Origin of the sequence: Afifella marina DSM 2698 (assembly GCF_900102695.1) — a bacterium.
In the GTDB taxonomy this organism is placed as follows: Bacteria; Pseudomonadota; Alphaproteobacteria; order Rhizobiales; family Afifellaceae; genus Afifella; species Afifella marina.
On record NZ_FMVW01000002.1, the window covers coordinates 656725 to 674159 of the forward strand.

13 protein-coding genes are annotated in these 17435 nt (G+C 63.5%); 8 read left to right on the plus strand and 5 right to left on the minus strand.

Translation table 11 applies throughout. The features are described from left to right. The first annotated feature begins 164 nt into the window (after positions 1 to 164). Entirely contained in the window at positions 165 to 1502 is a 1338-nt protein-coding gene (locus BLP76_RS07855) for an NAD(P)/FAD-dependent oxidoreductase (RefSeq protein ID WP_092811265.1), read from the plus strand. 5 nt (positions 1503 to 1507) lie between these two features. Here the strand turns inward: BLP76_RS07855 and BLP76_RS07860 are convergent, their stop codons facing one another. Continuing rightward, a complete protein-coding gene (locus tag BLP76_RS07860; RefSeq protein ID WP_139163719.1) occupies positions 1508 to 1885 on the minus strand; it encodes a hypothetical protein in 378 nt (125 codons plus the stop codon). A 195-nt stretch (positions 1886 to 2080) separates the two neighbouring features. On the opposite strand from BLP76_RS07860, the gene dksA reads away from it, so the two are divergent. Then, positions 2081 to 2497 carry an RNA polymerase-binding protein DksA gene (gene dksA, locus BLP76_RS07865; RefSeq protein ID WP_092811269.1) on the plus strand — a complete coding sequence of 139 codons (417 nt, stop codon included), beginning with the start codon at positions 2081 to 2083 and terminating at the stop codon, positions 2495 to 2497. A 142-nt stretch (positions 2498 to 2639) separates the two neighbouring features. Here the strand turns inward: dksA and BLP76_RS07870 are convergent, their stop codons facing one another. Beyond that, complete coding sequence (locus BLP76_RS07870; RefSeq protein WP_092811271.1) at positions 2640 to 4601, minus strand: flagellar biosynthetic protein FliO; 1962 nt, start codon at positions 4599 to 4601, stop codon at positions 2640 to 2642. A 201-nt stretch (positions 4602 to 4802) separates the two neighbouring features. Here BLP76_RS07870 and cckA point away from each other — a divergent pair, with 201 nt between their 5' ends. The 4 genes from cckA to alaS all read left to right on the plus strand — a co-directional run bounded on the left by cckA (position 4803) and on the right by alaS (position 12624). After that, positions 4803 to 7304 (plus strand): cell cycle histidine kinase CckA, encoded by a 2502-nt coding sequence (gene cckA / locus BLP76_RS07875; RefSeq protein ID WP_092811409.1) that lies wholly within the window; start codon positions 4803 to 4805, stop codon positions 7302 to 7304. 121 nt (positions 7305 to 7425) lie between these two features. Then, on the plus strand, positions 7426 to 8079 hold the full coding sequence (locus BLP76_RS07880) for a carbonic anhydrase (RefSeq protein WP_092811273.1): 654 nt from the start codon (positions 7426 to 7428) through the stop codon (positions 8077 to 8079). 126 nt (positions 8080 to 8205) lie between these two features. Beyond that, positions 8206 to 9294 carry a recombinase RecA gene (gene recA / locus BLP76_RS07885; RefSeq protein ID WP_092811275.1) on the plus strand — a complete coding sequence of 363 codons (1089 nt, stop codon included), beginning with the start codon at positions 8206 to 8208 and terminating at the stop codon, positions 9292 to 9294. A 660-nt stretch (positions 9295 to 9954) separates the two neighbouring features. Further along, the gene (alaS, locus tag BLP76_RS07890; RefSeq protein WP_092811411.1) at positions 9955 to 12624 is read left to right on the plus strand and encodes an alanine--tRNA ligase; all 2670 of its coding nucleotides are present in this window, start codon (positions 9955 to 9957) and stop codon (positions 12622 to 12624) included. Between the two features lie 100 nt (positions 12625 to 12724). Here the strand turns inward: alaS and BLP76_RS07895 are convergent, their stop codons facing one another. From BLP76_RS07895 to BLP76_RS07905, 3 genes are all read right to left on the minus strand, one after another. Next, a complete protein-coding gene (locus tag BLP76_RS07895; protein WP_092811277.1) occupies positions 12725 to 13426 on the minus strand; it encodes a Crp/Fnr family transcriptional regulator in 702 nt (233 codons plus the stop codon). Positions 13427 to 13576: 150 nt separating this feature from the next. Further along, the gene (locus BLP76_RS07900) at positions 13577 to 14842 is read right to left on the minus strand and encodes an NnrS family protein (RefSeq protein WP_092811279.1); all 1266 of its coding nucleotides are present in this window, start codon (positions 14840 to 14842) and stop codon (positions 13577 to 13579) included. A 125-nt stretch (positions 14843 to 14967) separates the two neighbouring features. Beyond that, complete coding sequence (locus BLP76_RS07905; RefSeq protein ID WP_092811281.1) at positions 14968 to 15777, minus strand: AraC family transcriptional regulator; 810 nt, start codon at positions 15775 to 15777, stop codon at positions 14968 to 14970. A gap of 133 nt (positions 15778 to 15910) precedes the next feature. Between BLP76_RS07905 and BLP76_RS07910 the strand changes: the two genes are divergently transcribed. Both BLP76_RS07910 and BLP76_RS07915 read left to right on the plus strand, forming a co-directional pair. Further along, complete coding sequence (locus tag BLP76_RS07910) at positions 15911 to 17155, plus strand: MFS transporter (protein ID WP_092811283.1); 1245 nt, start codon at positions 15911 to 15913, stop codon at positions 17153 to 17155. Positions 17156 to 17246: 91 nt separating this feature from the next. Next, a partial coding sequence (locus tag BLP76_RS07915; RefSeq protein ID WP_483069164.1) for a transposase occupies positions 17247 to 17435 on the plus strand: 189 nt, incomplete at its 3' end.

Here is a 17435-nt window from a genome sequence, read left to right on the forward strand (position 1 = left end):
GAACAAACGCTCCATCGACCTCCGCCAGCGCATTCGCCGCAAGCTTTCGATTTGCCAGGCAGGGGGTTGCGGCAGTAGGAGCTGCCTTAAAAGGACGCAATGCTGCCGGCTGCCGCGCAATGAGGCAATCTGGGCCGATGGCGCCAGCCGCAGGGTGAGGTGAGATGATGACGATCGGTGCCCAACCGCATGCCGAGAGCTGGTACGCCAACAAGGAAGAAGGGCCGGTCTTCCCGGTCCTGGAAGGAGAAGAGGAGGTCGAGACGGTGGTCGTCGGTGGCGGTCTCGCCGGCATCACCACCGCGTTCTGCCTTGCGCGTATAGGAAAGAGCGTTGCTCTTCTGGAGGCGAACCGGGTCGGCTGGGGTGCCTCCGGCCGCAATGGCGGCTTCGTCTCGCCGGGCTATGCCCAGTCGATCTTCGCCATCGAAAAGCAGCTCGGTCTTCCGAAGGCCAGAGCGCTGTTCAACATGGGTCGGGCAGGGACGCAGTTCGTGGCGGAACGCCTCGACGAATTCGGGCTGCAGCATCTCGTCGGTGGGCGCGGATGGCTCAAATGCGTGCGCTATCCGGCTGAGGACGCACTGAAAGAGCGCGCGGAACGGATGGCGCGTGATTATGGCGTTCATTACCAGGTGTGGCCGCGCGAAGCGGTGCGCGAGACGCTTGAGACCGACCGTTATTTCGGAGCTCTCCACGATCCGGAGCCATTTCATCTCGACCCGCTCGCCTACAGCCGCGCGCTTTCTGTCGCCGCAGCGGACAGCGGTGCCAGGATCTACGAGGCGAGCCCGGCGACCGGCTTGTCGCGCGAGAGCGGCGGCTGGCGCGTCACCACACCCAAGGGAACGCTTCGTGCGCGCCACGTCGTGCTTGCGGGCAATGCGACGCAGGTCGGTCTCTATCCGCCGCTCGAACACGCGGTCCTGCCGGTTTCGACCTATGTCGTCACCAGCGAACCTTTGGGCGACCGGCTCGACAAGGCGATCCATTTTTCCGGCTGCATCGGCGATACGCGCCGGTCGAGCGACTATTACCGTATCGTCGGCTCAGGCGATGACCGCCGCCTCCTGTGGGGCGGACGTATCACCACGGCCCGCAGCGAGCCGAAAGAGCTCGCTCGGATGCTGACACGGGACATTTTGTCGATTTATCCCCAGCTTGGCGCGTTCCGCACCGAATATGCCTGGGGCGGCCTCATGGGCTATCAGCGCAACAAAATGCCGGTCATCGGGCTCCTTGCAGGCGCACGCGATGCCGGGCTGTGGGGTGTGACCGCATTCGGCGGCCATGGCATGGGGGCAACTGCCACGGGCGGCAATCTCATTGCCGCAGCGATCGCCGCGGGCGACGAGAGTTGGCGGGCGTTCGAGCCGTTCCTGCCGGCCTGGATCGACCGTCTCGTCGGCGGCCGCAACATCTTCGGCCAGGCCGCGACTCAGTTGGTCTATTGGCAGCTGCGTCTCATGGATCGCTGGCAGGAATCCCGGGGCAAGTTGTGACGGCTTCAGGCCGCGCGGGCGTGCTGACCGATGCTCTTTGGCGGATGGGTGCGCGTCGACCTCTCCGACTGGGCCGGAAGGCTTTTGTCGCTCGCAGCTGGCGTCTTGAAGACGAGGCCTGCCTCGGAACTCAGGCGGGCCGTCGCGAGAGCCGCGAGTTCAACGCGCAGGAGATTCGCGAAAGCCCGACGTTGCGCCTCCAGACGCTCGACTTCGATTTCGCTCGTCACCTTGCGCCGCACGGCGCGAAGGGTGGCGATATAGGTTCGCGCCGCCTCGTTGAGGGCCGTGCCGTAGGCCTTGGCTGCGAGCTTTCTTCCGGCTTGCAAGGCCGTGCGCTGCTGCGCGATCGCATCGGTGACCATCGCTTCGGCTACAGCCATGGCGTGCAAATGAGCCGCAGAAGAGTTCGCTTGATTGTCCATAAAGGGAGAATGCCGATGACACGGTTAACGTGAGGTTAGCCATGGCCTTTGACCCTACGTCATATCAAAGGTTCATATTCGAACGCTTGCGCGCCAGTGGTCTTGACCGTATAGGGCACGCCAAGGGCAGACGCGGCACTGCGGGGAAGACCGATGGTGTTGGAGGCAGAGAAAATCTATTCGCCAAGCGAAGATGAGCCGTTCATGAACGAGCGCCAGCGCGAATATTTCCGTAAGAAGCTGCAGGCTTGGAAAGAGGAGATTCTGGCCGAAAGCCGGGAGACTCTGCAGGCTTTGCAGCAGGAAAACCAGAATCATCCCGATCTTGCAGATCGGGCGTCGTCGGAGACGGACCGCTCTATCGAGCTCCGTGCCCGCGACCGGCAACGCAAGTTGATCGCCAAGATCGATGCTGCGTTGCGGCGGATTGAGGATGGCAGTTACGGATTTTGTGAAGAAACCGGCGAGCCGATCAGCTTGAAGCGGCTCGACGCCCGGCCGATCGCCACTTTGTCGGTCGAAGCGCAGGAACGTCATGAGCGTCGGGAAAGGGTCTACCGCGACGACTGAGGTCTGTGCGGCAGCGAATTCTCATTCAAAGGCGCGAGAATCAAACACCCGGCTGAGCGATCAGCCGGGTGTTTTACGTTTGGGCGGGTGTTTTACGTTTGGGATTGTGCGACAGCGCGGGCACCCTTGCGGGCATCCGGGCTTAACGGTTCTTCAGATCGCCCGTCAGTTCGCCCAAAAGGCGCGCCATCTCGTCTTCGAGCTGTTCCTGCTCGGACGCCCATTTGCGCTTGGGCTCGAAGGCGACGACGCTTGCCGATTCGTCGTTTTCAAGATTGGCGGTCGAGCGACGCTCCCGCTGCTCCTCGTCGTTTGCCTGATCCTGGTTCTCTCCCGTCTCCGACGAGAAGGGAGCTGGAGCGATCGCAGGCGCTTCCGGTGCGAGCCGTTCTTCGACCCCATGAGCGTCGTCTCGGTGGATTTCCGGCACTTTTGCCATCACCGAGATTTCGTCGTCGCTTTCGACCTTCGAAACCGCCTCAGGCTTTGCAGGTGAAACGCCGGGGCCTTCCGGTTGCGCGCCCGCCGTCACCTGTTCGCTCGCTTCAGTGCGTGCCGTCACATGTTCGGACAATGCGCTTTCCAGCTGGCTTGCAATCTCCGCAATCGTCGTTGGCTGCGGACGTTCGTCTCTCGGGCTTTGGGCATCGGCCGCTTCGAGCGGAGCGCCTGACCTTTTTTCCCCGGTCATGGAAATCGTCGGCCACGTCATATGCGCCGTGGCCGTCCGTGCCTCTCCCTTATCCTCGTTGAGGGCAGCGGGAACGTTGAGAGCAGAGCGGTCTGCCCCTCCCGGCCTTGCATCGGTCGCATCGCTGCGCTGGGCTGCGATCTCGCCGAAAGCCTCGCCGATCTCCTCTTCGAGAGAGCGGGTATCGGGCTTGGAAGGCTCGGTTTCGGCAGTCTCGGTCTTGGAAGTCTCGGCCTTGGCCGGAGCGACCTCCTCGGTTGCTTCCTTTGAAACCCGGCGGATGTTCTGGAAAAAGCTGACGGTCGCTTTTTCTATTGCAGCGGTTTCCTGAGGCGCGGCGACCAGCTCCGGTTTCGGGTCGGCCGCTTCCTGATCCACAGCTGCTCTGCTGAGGGGCGCTTTGTCCTGCTGAGGAGCGGGCCGCTTTGCAAAAGGAAGGGTGTTGGAGGGCGCCTGACCGGCCGGCGTCTCGTCCGGTACCGGCTGTCCTGGCTTCGGGGCGGGACTGAAGAGACCCGACAGCATCCGCGCCCTGAGAGCTAGCGGCATGTCCCCGAAGGGCGTCTCTAGCGCGGCCTTGTTTTCCTCTTTCGAGGCGTCTGCCGAGGGGCTCTGCGCCGGCGGATTCCTTAGCTCGCGGCCTTTCGTGGCGGACGCGTCTTGGCGTGGTTCTGCCTTGCCGCCCCCGCTCCTCGCCGAAATCTCCGCCGAGGAAGGCGCCGGGATGTCGTCCTCGTCCATTCCGAAGCGATAGGCCTCGGGCACGGCGCGCCTTGTGCGAACCGGTTCGGCCTCAGTTTCCGCAACCTCTGCGGCCTCTGTGCGCGAGCCTGCCGGGTTCGGCGCAAGCGCCGCTGCCTGCGCAGCCCCATGCGCGGGGCCGCGTTCGGGGCTATCTCCGGGGGCATGTCCGGGTCCCTCTGCAGAGGCCCGGCCGATCGCGGGCGATGGCGCACGCGGTTCGGCCGGGGGAAGCGTATTCTGCCCCATCGGCTGCGAGGCGCTCGAGGTCTCGGGATACTCGCCACTGCTCGGTGCCGGCGGGCGATGCGATCCTGGAAAGCCTGGCATCTGGGGTGCAACCGAAGGGCCGCCCGGCCGCCGTGGTGTCGGCTGGGCCGAAGGCCGGCCGCGCACGATCTGCGATTCGACCACGATGTCCGCCGGGCCGCCGATCATCACGAGATGTTCGACCTGATCGCGCCGGATCAGCAGCAGGCGGCGCTTCTGGTCGATAGCATGGGTTTCCATGACTTGCAGCCGGGAAACCCGCTGCGCGCCCGCGCCTCGCCCTGGAACGATGCCGCGCCGGGTGATCCAGACGACAAGACCCAGGATGACGAGAAGGACGGCTATGGCGATGAGAATGGGACCCGCAAATGCCCCTGTCGAAAGATCGGTTAAACCGCGCATGGACGCCTCCTTGACTTACGCTACACTCAACCCACGCGGTCGATATGGCACGATAGCCCGGATATTAAGGCTTTTCAAACGAAGCTGTGCCTTGCGAGTCAGTTGCGAGCTCTCGTCAAGGCTGTCACAAGTCTCGCAAAGGCCTGCGGCGTGGTTCGCCGAATCGGCTAATCTCATCGAATGGCCGTAACCAGCGATACCATGGCAGACAGGCAGAGCACCGAGGCTGCAGAAGCCGGAGAACGGCGCGACAGCATGATGCGCATTTTACTCTTGTCGCTCGGACTTCTCGTCGTGGCGGGGTCCTACCTCTTCGTCCCACCGGAATGGACCGATACCGTGGTGCTCGTGTGCCTGGGTGTCCTTTCAACCGTCGGCGTCATGTGCCTGTTCATGGCAGCCGGGGGTCTCATCCGTTTCGTGCGCTCCCGGGTCATCGACACACGCGTGCCGGGTCTGCCCGAACAGCTCTTCGAGGCGATCGGCGAGGGCGCCTTGATCGCCGACAGCGCTGCGGGCGCCATCAAGGCCAACCGCGCTTATTATCGCCTCTACGGCGAGGAGAGCGGCGATTTGCGCTCCATCGAGCGCCTTTTCGCAGAAAGCCCCGATGCTTCGGAGGCGATCTATCGTCTTTCCGGGGCTGCCGAAAAAGGCCGTCGGGCGATGGAAGAGATCCGCATGCCGGGTGGTATCGGCGGGCAGGCCGGTTCCGCACGCTGGTACCGCGTCAAAGTGAACCCGATTGCGGGGCGGTCTGAGCTCGCCTTGTGGCTCATCTCCGACATCACGCGCGAGCGGGAGCATCAAGAGAACATCTTCCAGGAATTGCAGAACGCGATCGATTATCTCGATCACGCACCTGCAGGCTTTTTCTCCATGCAGCCGGACGGCCGCATCCGATATGTCAATGCCACCTTGGCGGAGTGGCTCGGCATCGATCTCGCGGATTTCGAGCCGGGTGCGGCAGAGATCGGCGATTTCGTCACGGCTGAGAGCCTCTCGGTTCTGGAGGCTTCGGGCCAGCGCGGCGAAACCGCGACGGAACGGCTCGAGATCGATCTCGTGCGGGCGAACGGGACACGCAAACCCGTGCGTTTGCTGCACCGCGTGCCGGTTTCGGCCGACGGCACGGTGGGCGCCTCACGCACGCTCGTTTTGGAAGTGGGGCTTGCCGACGGGGATGCCGGGCTTGCGGCCGAACGGCGGTTCACCCGCTTCTTCAACAACACGCCGATGGCGATCGCCTCCGTCGACCATAGCGGGGCGATCAATCTTTCGAATGCGCGGTTCCTGAAACTCTTCCGCAAGAGCGGTCCCGCCCGCATCGAGCTGACGAGCGTCGTGAAGGCCGCCGACCGCCCCGCGCTCAAGGCCGCCCTGCATGCGGCGATCAACGGGCAGAGCGATATTTCTCCGGTCGACGCGCAGTTTGAGAGCGACGAGGAAAGAAGTGCGCGCTTCTTTGTCAGCCCGATCGTCGAAGGCGAGCCCGGCGAGGACGCGGCGATCGTTTATGCGCTTGAGACGACCGAGCAGAGGGCGCTCGAGGCGCAGTTCGCGCAAAGTCAGAAGATGCAGGCGGTCGGACAGCTCGCTGGCGGCATCGCGCATGACTTCAACAATGTGCTGACTGCCATCATCGGCTTCTCCGACCTGCTGCTGTCGAACCATCGGCCGTCCGACCCGGCGTTCGAAGACATTATGAATATCAAGCAGAACGCCAATCGTGCCGCGGGTCTGGTGCGGCAGCTCTTGGCGTTCTCCCGCCGGCAGACGCTGCAGCCGCGCGTCATTCGCCTCGACGAGGTGTTGTCCGATCTCACCGTGCTGCTGGACCGCCTCCTTGGCGAGACCGTCGAGCTGAAGACGGATCACAAGAGCGGGCTGTGGCCGGTGAAGGCGGACCTCAACCAGCTGGAACAGGTGGTGGTCAATCTCGCCGTCAATGCGCGCGATGCCATGCCGAGCGGCGGCACGCTCACGATCCGCGCCAGCAATCTGGCGGAAGACGAGAGCCATCGCTTCCGCCAGGACGGCTTCCGGCCCGCCGATTATGTGCTGATCGAGATCACCGACACCGGCACCGGCATGCCGCCGGAGGTGATGGAGAAGATCTTCGAACCGTTCTTCTCGACGAAGGAGATCGGCAAGGGCACCGGGCTCGGCCTGTCCACGGTCTACGGCATCATCAAGCAGACGGACGGCTTCATCTTCGTCGACAGCGAGCTTGGGAAGGGCACGACTTTCTCGCTGCTTCTTCCGCGCTATGTGGCGGAACGCGAAGCGGAGGAGGAGGTCGCCTCGCCAAAGTCCGAGCCGACCGATCTCACCGGCAGTGCCACGATCCTCCTCGTCGAAGACGAAGAGGCCGTGCGCGCCTTCGCCTCGCGTGCGCTCGCTGCGCGCGGCTACGAGGTGCACGAAGCCGCGTCCGGACCGGAGGCGCTTCGCATCATGAAGGACATGGACGGTGCCATCGATCTCGTCGTTTCCGACGTCGTCATGCCTGAGATGGACGGGCCGACGCTCCTGAAAGAGCTGCGCAAGACCAATCCTGCCTTGAAGATCATCTTCGTCTCCGGATATGCCGAGGACGCTTTCGCACGGCATCTGCCCGAGAACGAGGATTTCCACTTTCTGCCGAAGCCTTTCTCGCTCAAGGATCTGGCGATCACGGTGAAGCGTGTCCTGCAGCCTTAGCGGGCGGGCAGGTGCCTGACGGAGGCGGTTCGATTGGACGGGGGGCAGATCGGGTGAACTGTCGTTCTCCCTTGCCTGTTCATACGTTTTCGGCGAATCCGCCGGCCTAGAGGTGTGTCATATGCGTTTTCCCGAGCGTCTCCTTCAGGGCTATCAATCTTTCCGCGATGGCCGACTGCCCATCGAGCAGCATCAATATGCCGAGCTCGCAGAGGTCGGGCAGAGCCCGGAGATCATGGTCATCGGCTGCTGCGATTCGCGGGTTTCGCCGGAGGTCATCTTTGATGCCCGGCCCGGCGAACTCTTCGTCGTGCGCAACGTGGCCAATCTTGTGCCGCCCTATTCGCCATCGGCTTCGCAGCACGGTGTTTCCTCGGCGATCGAATTCGCCGTCGAGGCATTGAAAGTGAAACACATCGTCGTTCTGGGGCATGCCCGCTGCGGCGGCATCCGCGCTTTCGCCGATGATGAGGTCGGACCGCTGTCGCCCGGCGACTTCATCGGCAAGTGGATGTCTTTGATTGCACCGGCGGCCGATGAGCTTGGCCCGCGTGGCGCTGAGCCTCTCGAGGATTACCTGCAGCGGCTGGAGCAGGTGTCGGCGGTGAAGACGCTCGAGAATCTGATGACGTTTCCGTTCGTCCAGCGGCGTGTGGAAGGACGCTCGCTCGAACTCCATGCGGCCTATTTCGCGGTTGCGACGGGACTTCTGATGGTGCGGCGCCCGGACAGCGATGTGTTCGAGCCGATCAGCACGGCGAAGCCGGGAAACTAAGCTCTCTGGCTTGCTTCTTTAGGCTCGGTAAGCCGGGATCCCGCGGTGTTGACCGCGTAGAACAAATAGAGTACGAAATTCTCTGAGGAGCGGGTAGTCATCCGCTGAACTTTAGAGGATAGTCCGATGGCGAATCCGTTGCGCGTACTCGAAGGAGGCAAAGAATCCATGGATCGAACCAAGGCTCTGGACGCTGCTCTCAGCCAGATCGAGCGCTCCTTCGGCAAGGGGTCGATCATGCGGCTCGGCCAGGAAGGGCAGGTCGTCGAGGTTGCCACGATCCCGACCGGTTCGCTCGGACTTGATATCGCGCTTGGCATCGGCGGTCTGCCGCGCGGACGCGTGGTTGAGATCTACGGGCCGGAATCCTCGGGTAAGACGACGCTGGCGCTGCACACGGTGGCGCAGGCGCAGAAGAAGGGCGGCATCTGCGGGTTTATCGATGCCGAGCATGCGCTCGACCCGATCTATGCGCGCAAACTCGGCGTCAAACTCGACGATCTCTTGATCTCGCAGCCGGATGCCGGCGAGCAGGCGCTCGAAATTGCTGACACGCTGGTGCGGTCGGGCGCCATTGACGTGCTGGTCGTCGATTCGGTCGCGGCCCTTACGCCGCGTGCCGAGCTTGAAGGCGAGATGGGCGATTCGTTGCCCGGAATGCAGGCGCGGCTGATGAGCCAAGCGCTCAGAAAGCTGACGGCCTCGATTTCGCGCTCGCATACGATGGTCATCTTCATCAATCAGATCCGCATGAAGATCGGCGTCATGTTCGGCAGCCCGGAAACGACGACGGGCGGCAATGCCTTGAAGTTCTATTCGTCCGTGCGCCTCGATATTCGCCGGATCGGCGCCATTAAGGACCGCGACGAGGTCGTGGGCAACCAGACCCGGGTCAAGGTGGTGAAGAACAAGCTCGCGCCGCCGTTCCGGGAGGTCGAGTTCGACATCATGTATGGCGAAGGCATTTCCCATACGGGCGAACTCCTCGATCTCGGGGTGAAGGCCGGGATTGTCGAAAAGTCCGGCTCCTGGTTCTCCTACGACAGCCAGCGTCTCGGTCAGGGCCGGGAAAACGCGAAGAACTTCCTGCGCGAAAACGAGGATGTCGCCAACGCCATCGAAAAGGCGATCCGCGAGAATGCCGGTCTCATCGCAGATGAGCTCCTGGATGGTCCGCGCCAGGAGGAAGAGGGCGGCAAGGCGGCCAAGGCCTGAGGCTGGACGGCCTTTGTTTCCATGGCTTTGCTTCGATCGGCGGGCCGTCGGGATGAACCGGGTCGGGGATGAACGGGCAGGATCTGTTCATCAGGATATCTTCATAGAGAGCCCGCTTCTGGCGGGCTTTCTGGTTTTTGGTGTTTCTAGTTTCGGTCTTGGGCGATCTGATTGACCGCGATGCTTGCGGTCGTTTTTCGCCCCGGGATGCAAGTCCTCGGTCCATATCGAAACGACGTGGAGCGCAGCTTTCCTGCGGAGTTTCCTCGTAAGGGCCTTGCGGGCGCGGGGCTCTTCTGGTGGCTTGCGAGCGGTGTGGCCATCCGGAATGTGGCCGGAGATCGGTTGCGGCCGATGGACGCCGATGGTGGCGGGTGGTTGGTTTCTCCCCTGGCGAGAGCCTGCATTCGTGGCGTCTTGTCTGACTGACGCGGGAGTTGCACCGCTGGAGGCGGTCCGGTGTTGTTTGGCGCTGGGTTGAGCCATGTGGACAGTTCTCCGGCCCATCGCTAAAACCACCGCCTGCGGGCTTTCGGTGATCCAACGACGGCGGTGATCCAATGACGACGGTGATCCGACGACAGCCCGGAAATTCCATTACTTCGGTGCCGGCCGTAGATGTTCGGTGGCCATGAGGTCCAACCACAGGTGTTTCGCCAGATGATCGGCGTCAACGAGATCCGCTCTGCGTTCCTCGACTATTTCTCCAAGCACGACCACGAGATCGTCGCTTCCGGCCCGCTCGTGCCCCGCAACGACCCGACCTTGATGTTCACCAATGCGGGGATGGTCCCGTTCAAGGACTTCTTCACGGGGCGGGCGAAGGCCCCGTATCAGCGCGCCGTCACCTCGCAGAAATGCGTGCGGGCGGGCGGCAAGCACAACGATCTCGACAATGTCGGTTACACGGCGCGCCATCACACCTTTTTCGAGATGCTTGGGAATTTTTCCTTCGGGGATTATTTCAAGGAGCGCGCGATCGAGCTCGCCTGGAACCTCGTCACCAAGGAATTCGAACTCGACCCCAAGCGGCTTCTCGTCACCGTCTATGCGGACGACGAAGAGGCGTTTTCGCTGTGGCGCAAGATTGCGGGCCTTCCAGAAGAGAAGGTCATCCGCATCGCGACCTCGGACAATTTCTGGCAGATGGGCGAGACGGGACCCTGCGGTCCCTGTTCGGAGATTTTCTACGATCACGGCGCGGATATCCCCGGAGGCCCTCCGGGCTCGCCCGACGAGGACGGCGACCGCTTCATCGAGATCTGGAACCTCGTCTTCATGCAGTTCGAGCAGGTGGCAGGCGGAGAGCGCCACGACCTGCCGCGGCCGTCGATCGATACGGGCATGGGGCTTGAGCGGATCGCGGCCGTTCTGCAGGGCGTGCACGACAATTACGATATCGATCTCTTCCGGCACCTGATCGAGGCCGTGGAAGGGGCGACGCGTGCCAAGGCGACGCTGGAGAATCGTGCAAGCCACCGCGTGATCGCCGATCATCTGCGCGCGACGAGCTTTTTGATTGCAGACGGTGTGCTGCCTTCAAACGACGGCCGGGGCTACGTGCTGCGTCGCATCATGCGTCGGGCCATGCGCCATGCGCATCTTCTCGGCGCCGAGGAGCCGGTGATCTATTCGCTGGTTCCGACTTTGATGCGCGAGATGGGTAGCGCCTATCCGGAGCTGATGCGCGCGGAGGCTCTCATCACGGAGACGATCCGTCTCGAGGAGAGCCGTTTTCAGCGCACGCTGTCACGCGGGCTCAGCCTTCTCGACGAGGCTGCCGGCTCGCTTCACGAAGGCGACATGCTCGACGGCGAGACCGCCTTCAAGCTCTACGACACGTATGGATTCCCGCTCGATCTGACGCAGGACGCACTCAAGAACCGCGGCATCCATGTCGATCTCGCCGGCTTCAACGAGGCGATGGAACGCCAGCGCGCCGAGGCGCGGGCAAGCTGGGCGGGCTCCGGCGAGGCTGCGACCGAAGAAGTCTGGATGGCGCTCAAGGAAGAGCATGGCGCCACTGAATTTCTCGGCTACGGCACGGAAACGGCCGAGGCCGTCACGCTCGGCTTCGTCAAGGACGGCGAGCGCGTGTCGGAGCTTGGGGCCGGCGACGTGGGCGCGGTCGTCGTCAATCAGACGCCTTTTTATGGCGAATCGGGCGGCCAGGTCGGCGACACCGGCGTCATTCGCAGCGAGGCGGGCGGCGTCTTCCACGTGGAAGATACGCAGAAGAAGGCGGACGGGCTTTTCGTGCATTTCGGGCGGATGGAGGAGGGCAAACTCGCCCTCGGCGACAATGTCCGCATGATCATCGAAGGCAAGCGGCGCACGACCATCCGTGCCAATCACTCGGCGACGCATCTTCTGCATAAGGCGCTGCGCGATACGCTTGGTCCGCATGTCGCTCAGAAAGGCTCGCTCGTCGCGCCCGACCGGCTGCGGTTCGATTTTTCGCATCCGAAGCCTATGAGCGAGGAGGAGCTGCGGCTCGTCGAGGAGCGCGCCAATGCCGTCATCTTGCAGGACGCGCCGGTGACGACGCGGCTGATGGACCGCGAAGCGGCAATTTCCGCGGGGGCCATGGCGCTCTTCGGCGAGAAATACGGCGATGAAGTGCGGGTCGTCTCCATGGGGACGGAAATCGGCGGGGATAACGGCGAGACAAAGCCCTATTCGGTGGAACTTTGCGGCGGCACTCATGTCGGCGCGACGGGCGAAATCGGCCTCGTGAAGGTTTTGAGCGAGGGGGCGGTTGCCGCGGGTGTGCGCCGCGTCGAGGCTCTGACGGGCGAGGCTGCGCGTCGCTATCTCGCCGAGCAGGACAGGCGGGTGAAGGATCTCGCCGGTCGCCTCAAGGTGCGGCCCGAAGAGATTGTCGAGCGTGTCGACGGTCTCATGGAAGAGCGCAGGCGGCTTGAACGCGAGCTCGCGGAAGCGAAGAAGCAGCTCGCCATGGGTGGCGGCAAGGCGGGCGCCGAGCCGGTGAGAGAAATCGGCTCGATCAAGCTGATGGCGCGACTTGTCGAAGGCGTGGCGCTCAAGGATCTCCGGGGCATCGTCGATGAAGGCAAACAGGCGGTCGGTTCCGGCGTCGTCGCCATTGTGGGTGTCAATGACGGTAAAGCGGGCCTCGCCGTCGGCGTCACGAGTGATCTGACGGACAAATTCAACGCCATCGACCTCGTGCGGCTCGGGTCTGAGGCCTTGGGCGGCAAAGGCGGCGGCGGACGTCCGGATATGGCGCAGGCCGGGGGGCCGGATGCCGGCCAGGCCGAAGCTGCACTCGCAGCCATCACCGCGCGGGTCGAAGAACTCGCGGCATAGCTCTGTTCTGCCAAGAATGCGGGGCGGCGTTCTCGAAGAACGCCGCCCCGTCTTTCAGGCTGTTGCGGTGAACAATTTTCGACGGGCTAGTTGTGGTGGTCTACTTTTGGCGGCGGTTTTCGGCGATCTGCCGAAGACCTTCCTGATCGACGATCGTCACCTTCTGGCGCCCGCTCTTGACGAAACCTGCCTCTTCCCATGAGCTCAAGAGCCGGCTGACGGTGTGAAGCGTGGTGCCGGTCATCTCCGCGATATCCTGGCGGGTGATCGGGAAATCGATTTCGACGCCATCTTCGGTCGGGCGTCCTGCCTGTTCGGTGAGGCGCAGTAGCGCCTGCGCCACGCGCTGCTCGACCTGCTGTGTGGCCATTTCCACGACGCGGGCCTGCGTTTCCTGGAGGCGTGCGCCGACTGTGCGCGAGGCGTTGTCGGCAAAGGCTGGAAAACGCGCCGCAAAATCGGCCCAGAGATGGGTCGGCCAGGTCAGCACCACGCAATCAACGGCGGCCACGGCGCTGGCGGGATAGGATTTGCGGCCAATCGCCGGCGCGATGCCGAAGAGCTCTCCTTCGTTGATGTAGCGGGTGATCACCTGGTCGCCGCTGGGCGTGGTGCGGACCACGCGCACATGTCCGTTCAGGAGAAGGTGGAACGAATGCGCATCCGCCTCCTGCTCGAAGATCGTCGCCTCGCGGGGATAGCGGGCGGAGCGAGCTGTCTTGAGGATGACGTCGAGATCATCCGGCTGCAGCCCTGCAAAGAGCGGCAGATCCTGGATGAGCGACCGATCGAGAGCGGGCAAACAGGTCTCCCTCGCAAACCGCGGAACGCAGTGCCGGTCTCCGTTCTAAACGGCTTGAGCGGCGGAGGAAAAGCGGTTCGCGAAGAAGTTCTGCCGCATCGGAAGACAATGCGGGGGCAGGCGAGGGGAACACCGCTCGTTTTGACGGCCTCACGGCGTCGCGTGTCGGCGTCGTCCCCACAGGATCGGTGCGTAGCGGAGCGCGAAGGCGAGAAAGGCGAGGCTCCAGACGAGGCCGCCGAGCGTGATGAGCGCGGCATAGAGGCCGATCGCGAAGGTCGCGGCGATTCGGAGGACGGCGCCTAGGCTGACGGCTCCATAGAGCGCCCGCGTCCAGCGGTCCGCGTGGATTGCGCGCCCGGTATGGCCGAGGCTTGCGCGCGTCATGATGGCAAGCGTCATGGTCCCGACCGCGCCGGCCGTCAGGGCGTGAACGGCAGCGCTTTGCGTGATGAGTGTCGGCGCAAGAATGGAGCCGCCGATGAGGACGAGCGAGATTGCGAGCCAGAGATAGCCGAGATGCAAGACGAGGACGATCGGCTCGCCGAAGGTGGCGTGTCCGCGCCAGCGTGACAGGCGCAGACCGAGAAGGAGGCCTGCCGCGAGCCAGAGGATGCCGGTCGTAACGGCATAGGGGAAGGCGATCCAGGCAGGGATGGCCGCAAGCGTTGCGAGAAGCGCGATCTTGTCGATCTGGCCGAAAGGCGCGGGCAGGTTTTTGTCGCCGCTCTTCACGAGCCAATTGCGCGTGAAGCTCGGGGTTACGCGGCCGCCGATGAGGGCGATGAGAAGCGCGATCAGGCCGAGTGCCAGACGCACGGCGTAACCCGGTGTGAGAAGCCCTGCGGCCTCCGCATGAAAAATTGCGTTGGCGAGGGCGAAGACGGAGAGAATGACGGCGACCGGCATGTTCTTCCAGTTCTTGCCGGCAATGACCTCGCGGACGATGGCGAATGCGAGGGCTACGGGAAAGGCGAGGTCGAGCACGAAAGCGAGCGCAGGTGCTGCGACGAAGGCTGAGGCGATGCGCCCGAGAAGCCAAAGGGCGACGAGGCCGAGAAGCGGCTTCCCGCTTAAGGGGAGGCGGCCCGTCCAATTGGGTACGGCCGTCAGAATGAAGCCGGCGACGATGGCTCCGACATAGCCGAAGATCATCTCGTGTTCGTGCCAGGAGAGGGCGTCGAAGGGGCCCGTGGGGCTGCCGCCCGCAAAATACATCCACAGCCAGAACGGGATGGCGAGGCCAGCGAAAAGCGTGCCGGCGAAAAAGAAGGGCCTGAATCCGTAAGACAGGATAGGGGCGACGTCGAGGCTGCGGCCGCGCGTGTCTTTGTTGCCGACGCCCTCCGCCCGCTCGCGGCGCGGAACGGAATGGTCGATGAGGGTGGCGTTAATCCTGTCGGTGATCGGGCACATGGTCGTCTCTCGCTTGCTTGCCCCAAGACTAGCGGGACCGGACAGAACGTCTTTGCGCTTCGGCAAATTGCGGAAGGGGAGGTCGGACGGCAAAGTGGGCGCTTACGAGGACCTCTTCGCTGCTCTCAGTTTGTCGCGCCGAGGCTTCCTTCGGCGGGAGCGGCCTGACGCTCTAGATAGGTTCGGGGCGGCGTGCCGAGAACGCGCTTGAACATCGTCGTGAAGGCGGCCGGATTGTCGTAGCCGAGATCGATCGCGACGGCCGTCACGGCCTCGCCGGCGGCCAATCGCGGTAAGGCTGCCATCAAACAGGCCTGCTGACGCCAGGCGACGAAGCTCAAGCCCGTCTCGCGGCGAAAAAGGCGCGTGAAGCTCCGCCGCGACAGACCGAGAGTTTCACTCCATTCATCGATCGTGCTGTGCGGCGTTGGACGAACCAGGATAGAGCGGCAGAGCCGCAACAGCGGGTCGGTCTTGGGCAGGGGCAGCGACAGCGGCAAGGTCGGAAGGCGGTGCATCTCGTGTTCGACGAGCCGCATGAGAGCGGCGTCGCGCTCGTTGAGCTCGCCGTCTCGCGGCAGTGCCACCGCTTCGGTGAGGAGGTTGCGCATGAGAGGCGAGATGCCGACGACCTGACAGCGGGCCGGCATCGCTTCGGCGGCCTCGGGGAGGAGATAGAGGCTCTGGATCTTCACTCGACCCAGCATGTGAACCTCATGGATCACCTGGGGCGGGATCCACATGCCGCGCTCGGGCGGCATCACCCAGGCGCCGTCGCGAGTGACCATCATCACGACGCCGGTCGAGCCGTAGAGGAGCTGGCCTCTGCGATGATTGTGCGGCGCGATGATCTGACCGTCCCGATACTCGGTGCCGAGAGCGATCACGCGGCGCGGAATGTCATCCGCGAAAGGGAGAAGGGGAGGATTTTTCAAGATCGTGGCCCAGTCTCGTAGGACAATGACCCTAATGCGGTGGCGGGCCGCCGTCGATGGGGCTTGCTAGGCGGTCTCCCCAAAAGCCGGCAGTCGCCGGCTGAAATCCGCACAGGCTCGAAAGGCCCCCCGAATGACCTCCGTCACTGCCTCCCGTTCCGGTTCCGGCGGCACCGCCTTTGCGGTGCTGGGCGCGGCGAGCTTCTGCCATCTTCTCAACGATATGATGCAGTCGCTGGTGATTGCGGCCTATCCGATCTTCAAGTCGGAGTTTGACTTGAGCTTTGCGCAGCTCGGGCTTCTGACGCTCACCTATCAGGCGACCGCTTCGATGCTGCAGCCACTCGTCGGTCTCTATACCGATCGCCGGCCGCAGCCCTATTCGCTGCCCGTGGGGATGAGCTCAACATTGTGCGGGCTCCTCGCCCTCGCATTTGCCTCGAGCTATCCGGGCCTTCTCGTCGGCAGTGCGCTTCTCGGCATCGGCTCCTCGATCTTTCATCCGGAATCGTCGCGGCTGGCGCGTCTCACCTCCGGCGGTGCCCATGGTCTTGCACAGTCGATCTTTCAGGTCGGCGGCAATGCTGGCGCCTCGCTCGGACCCATCGTCGTCGCGTTTTTCGTTCTGCCGCGCGGCCAGGAAAGCATTGCCTGGTTTGCTCTGGTGGCGCTGTGCGGGATCATCGTGCTGACGCGGCTCGGCGGCTGGTACAAGCGTCATGCCGAGCGCCGACCGGTGGCGCGGCGGGGCAGTGGCGAAGAGAGCGGGCTCGGCCGTCGCGAGATCGCGCGTGCGCTTGCGCTCCTCTTCGGTCTGATCCTCTCGAAATATTTCTATCTCGCGAGCTTCACGAGCTATTACGTCTTCTACCTGATGCATCGCTTTGGGCTGCCCCAGGGCGAGGCGCAGCTCTACCTGTTCGTGTTCCTCGCGTCTGTAGCGGCAGGCACGTTGATCGGCGGGCCGGTGGGCGACCGCATCGGGCGCAAGGCGGTGATCTGGACATCGATTGCTGGTGTTCTGCCCTTTACGCTCGTTCTGCCCTATGTCGGGCTTCCTGCCACCGCCGCCCTCAGCGTTTTGATCGGCCTCATTCTCTCTTCGGCCTTCTCCGCGATCGTCGTCTATGCGCAGGAATTGATGCCCGGGCGTGTCGGGATGGTCTCCGGGCTCTTTTTCGGCCTTGCCTTCGGTATGGGCGGTATCGGCGCGGCTCTCGTCGGCGTTCTCGCCGATTGGACGAGCATCGAGTTCGTCTACAAGATCTGCGCCTTCCTACCGGCGATGGGCTTTCTTGCTGCCTTCCTGCCGGACGCGGAGGGTCGCCGCCGGGCGCGTCTGGAAGCGCACCTCTCATCCAGCGCGTCAGAGCGCTGACGAACCTCCAAAGAAAAAGGGCGGCTCGTCGCCGCCCTCAGACTGCTGACAAAGCCCTGGCGTGAGCCGGGGCTTTTTGATTCAGTGGGCCATGTTGAAGAGCCCGGCCCCTGAGCAGACTGCGATCGAGATGGTGACACTCGATCAATTGGTTCCCAAGGATCACCTGCTTCGCAAGATCGACGCGGTGATCGACTTCTCGTTCATCCATGACCGGGTTGCGGGGCTCTACTGTCCGGATAATGGCCGCCCGGCGCTCGATCCGACCTTGATGTTCAAG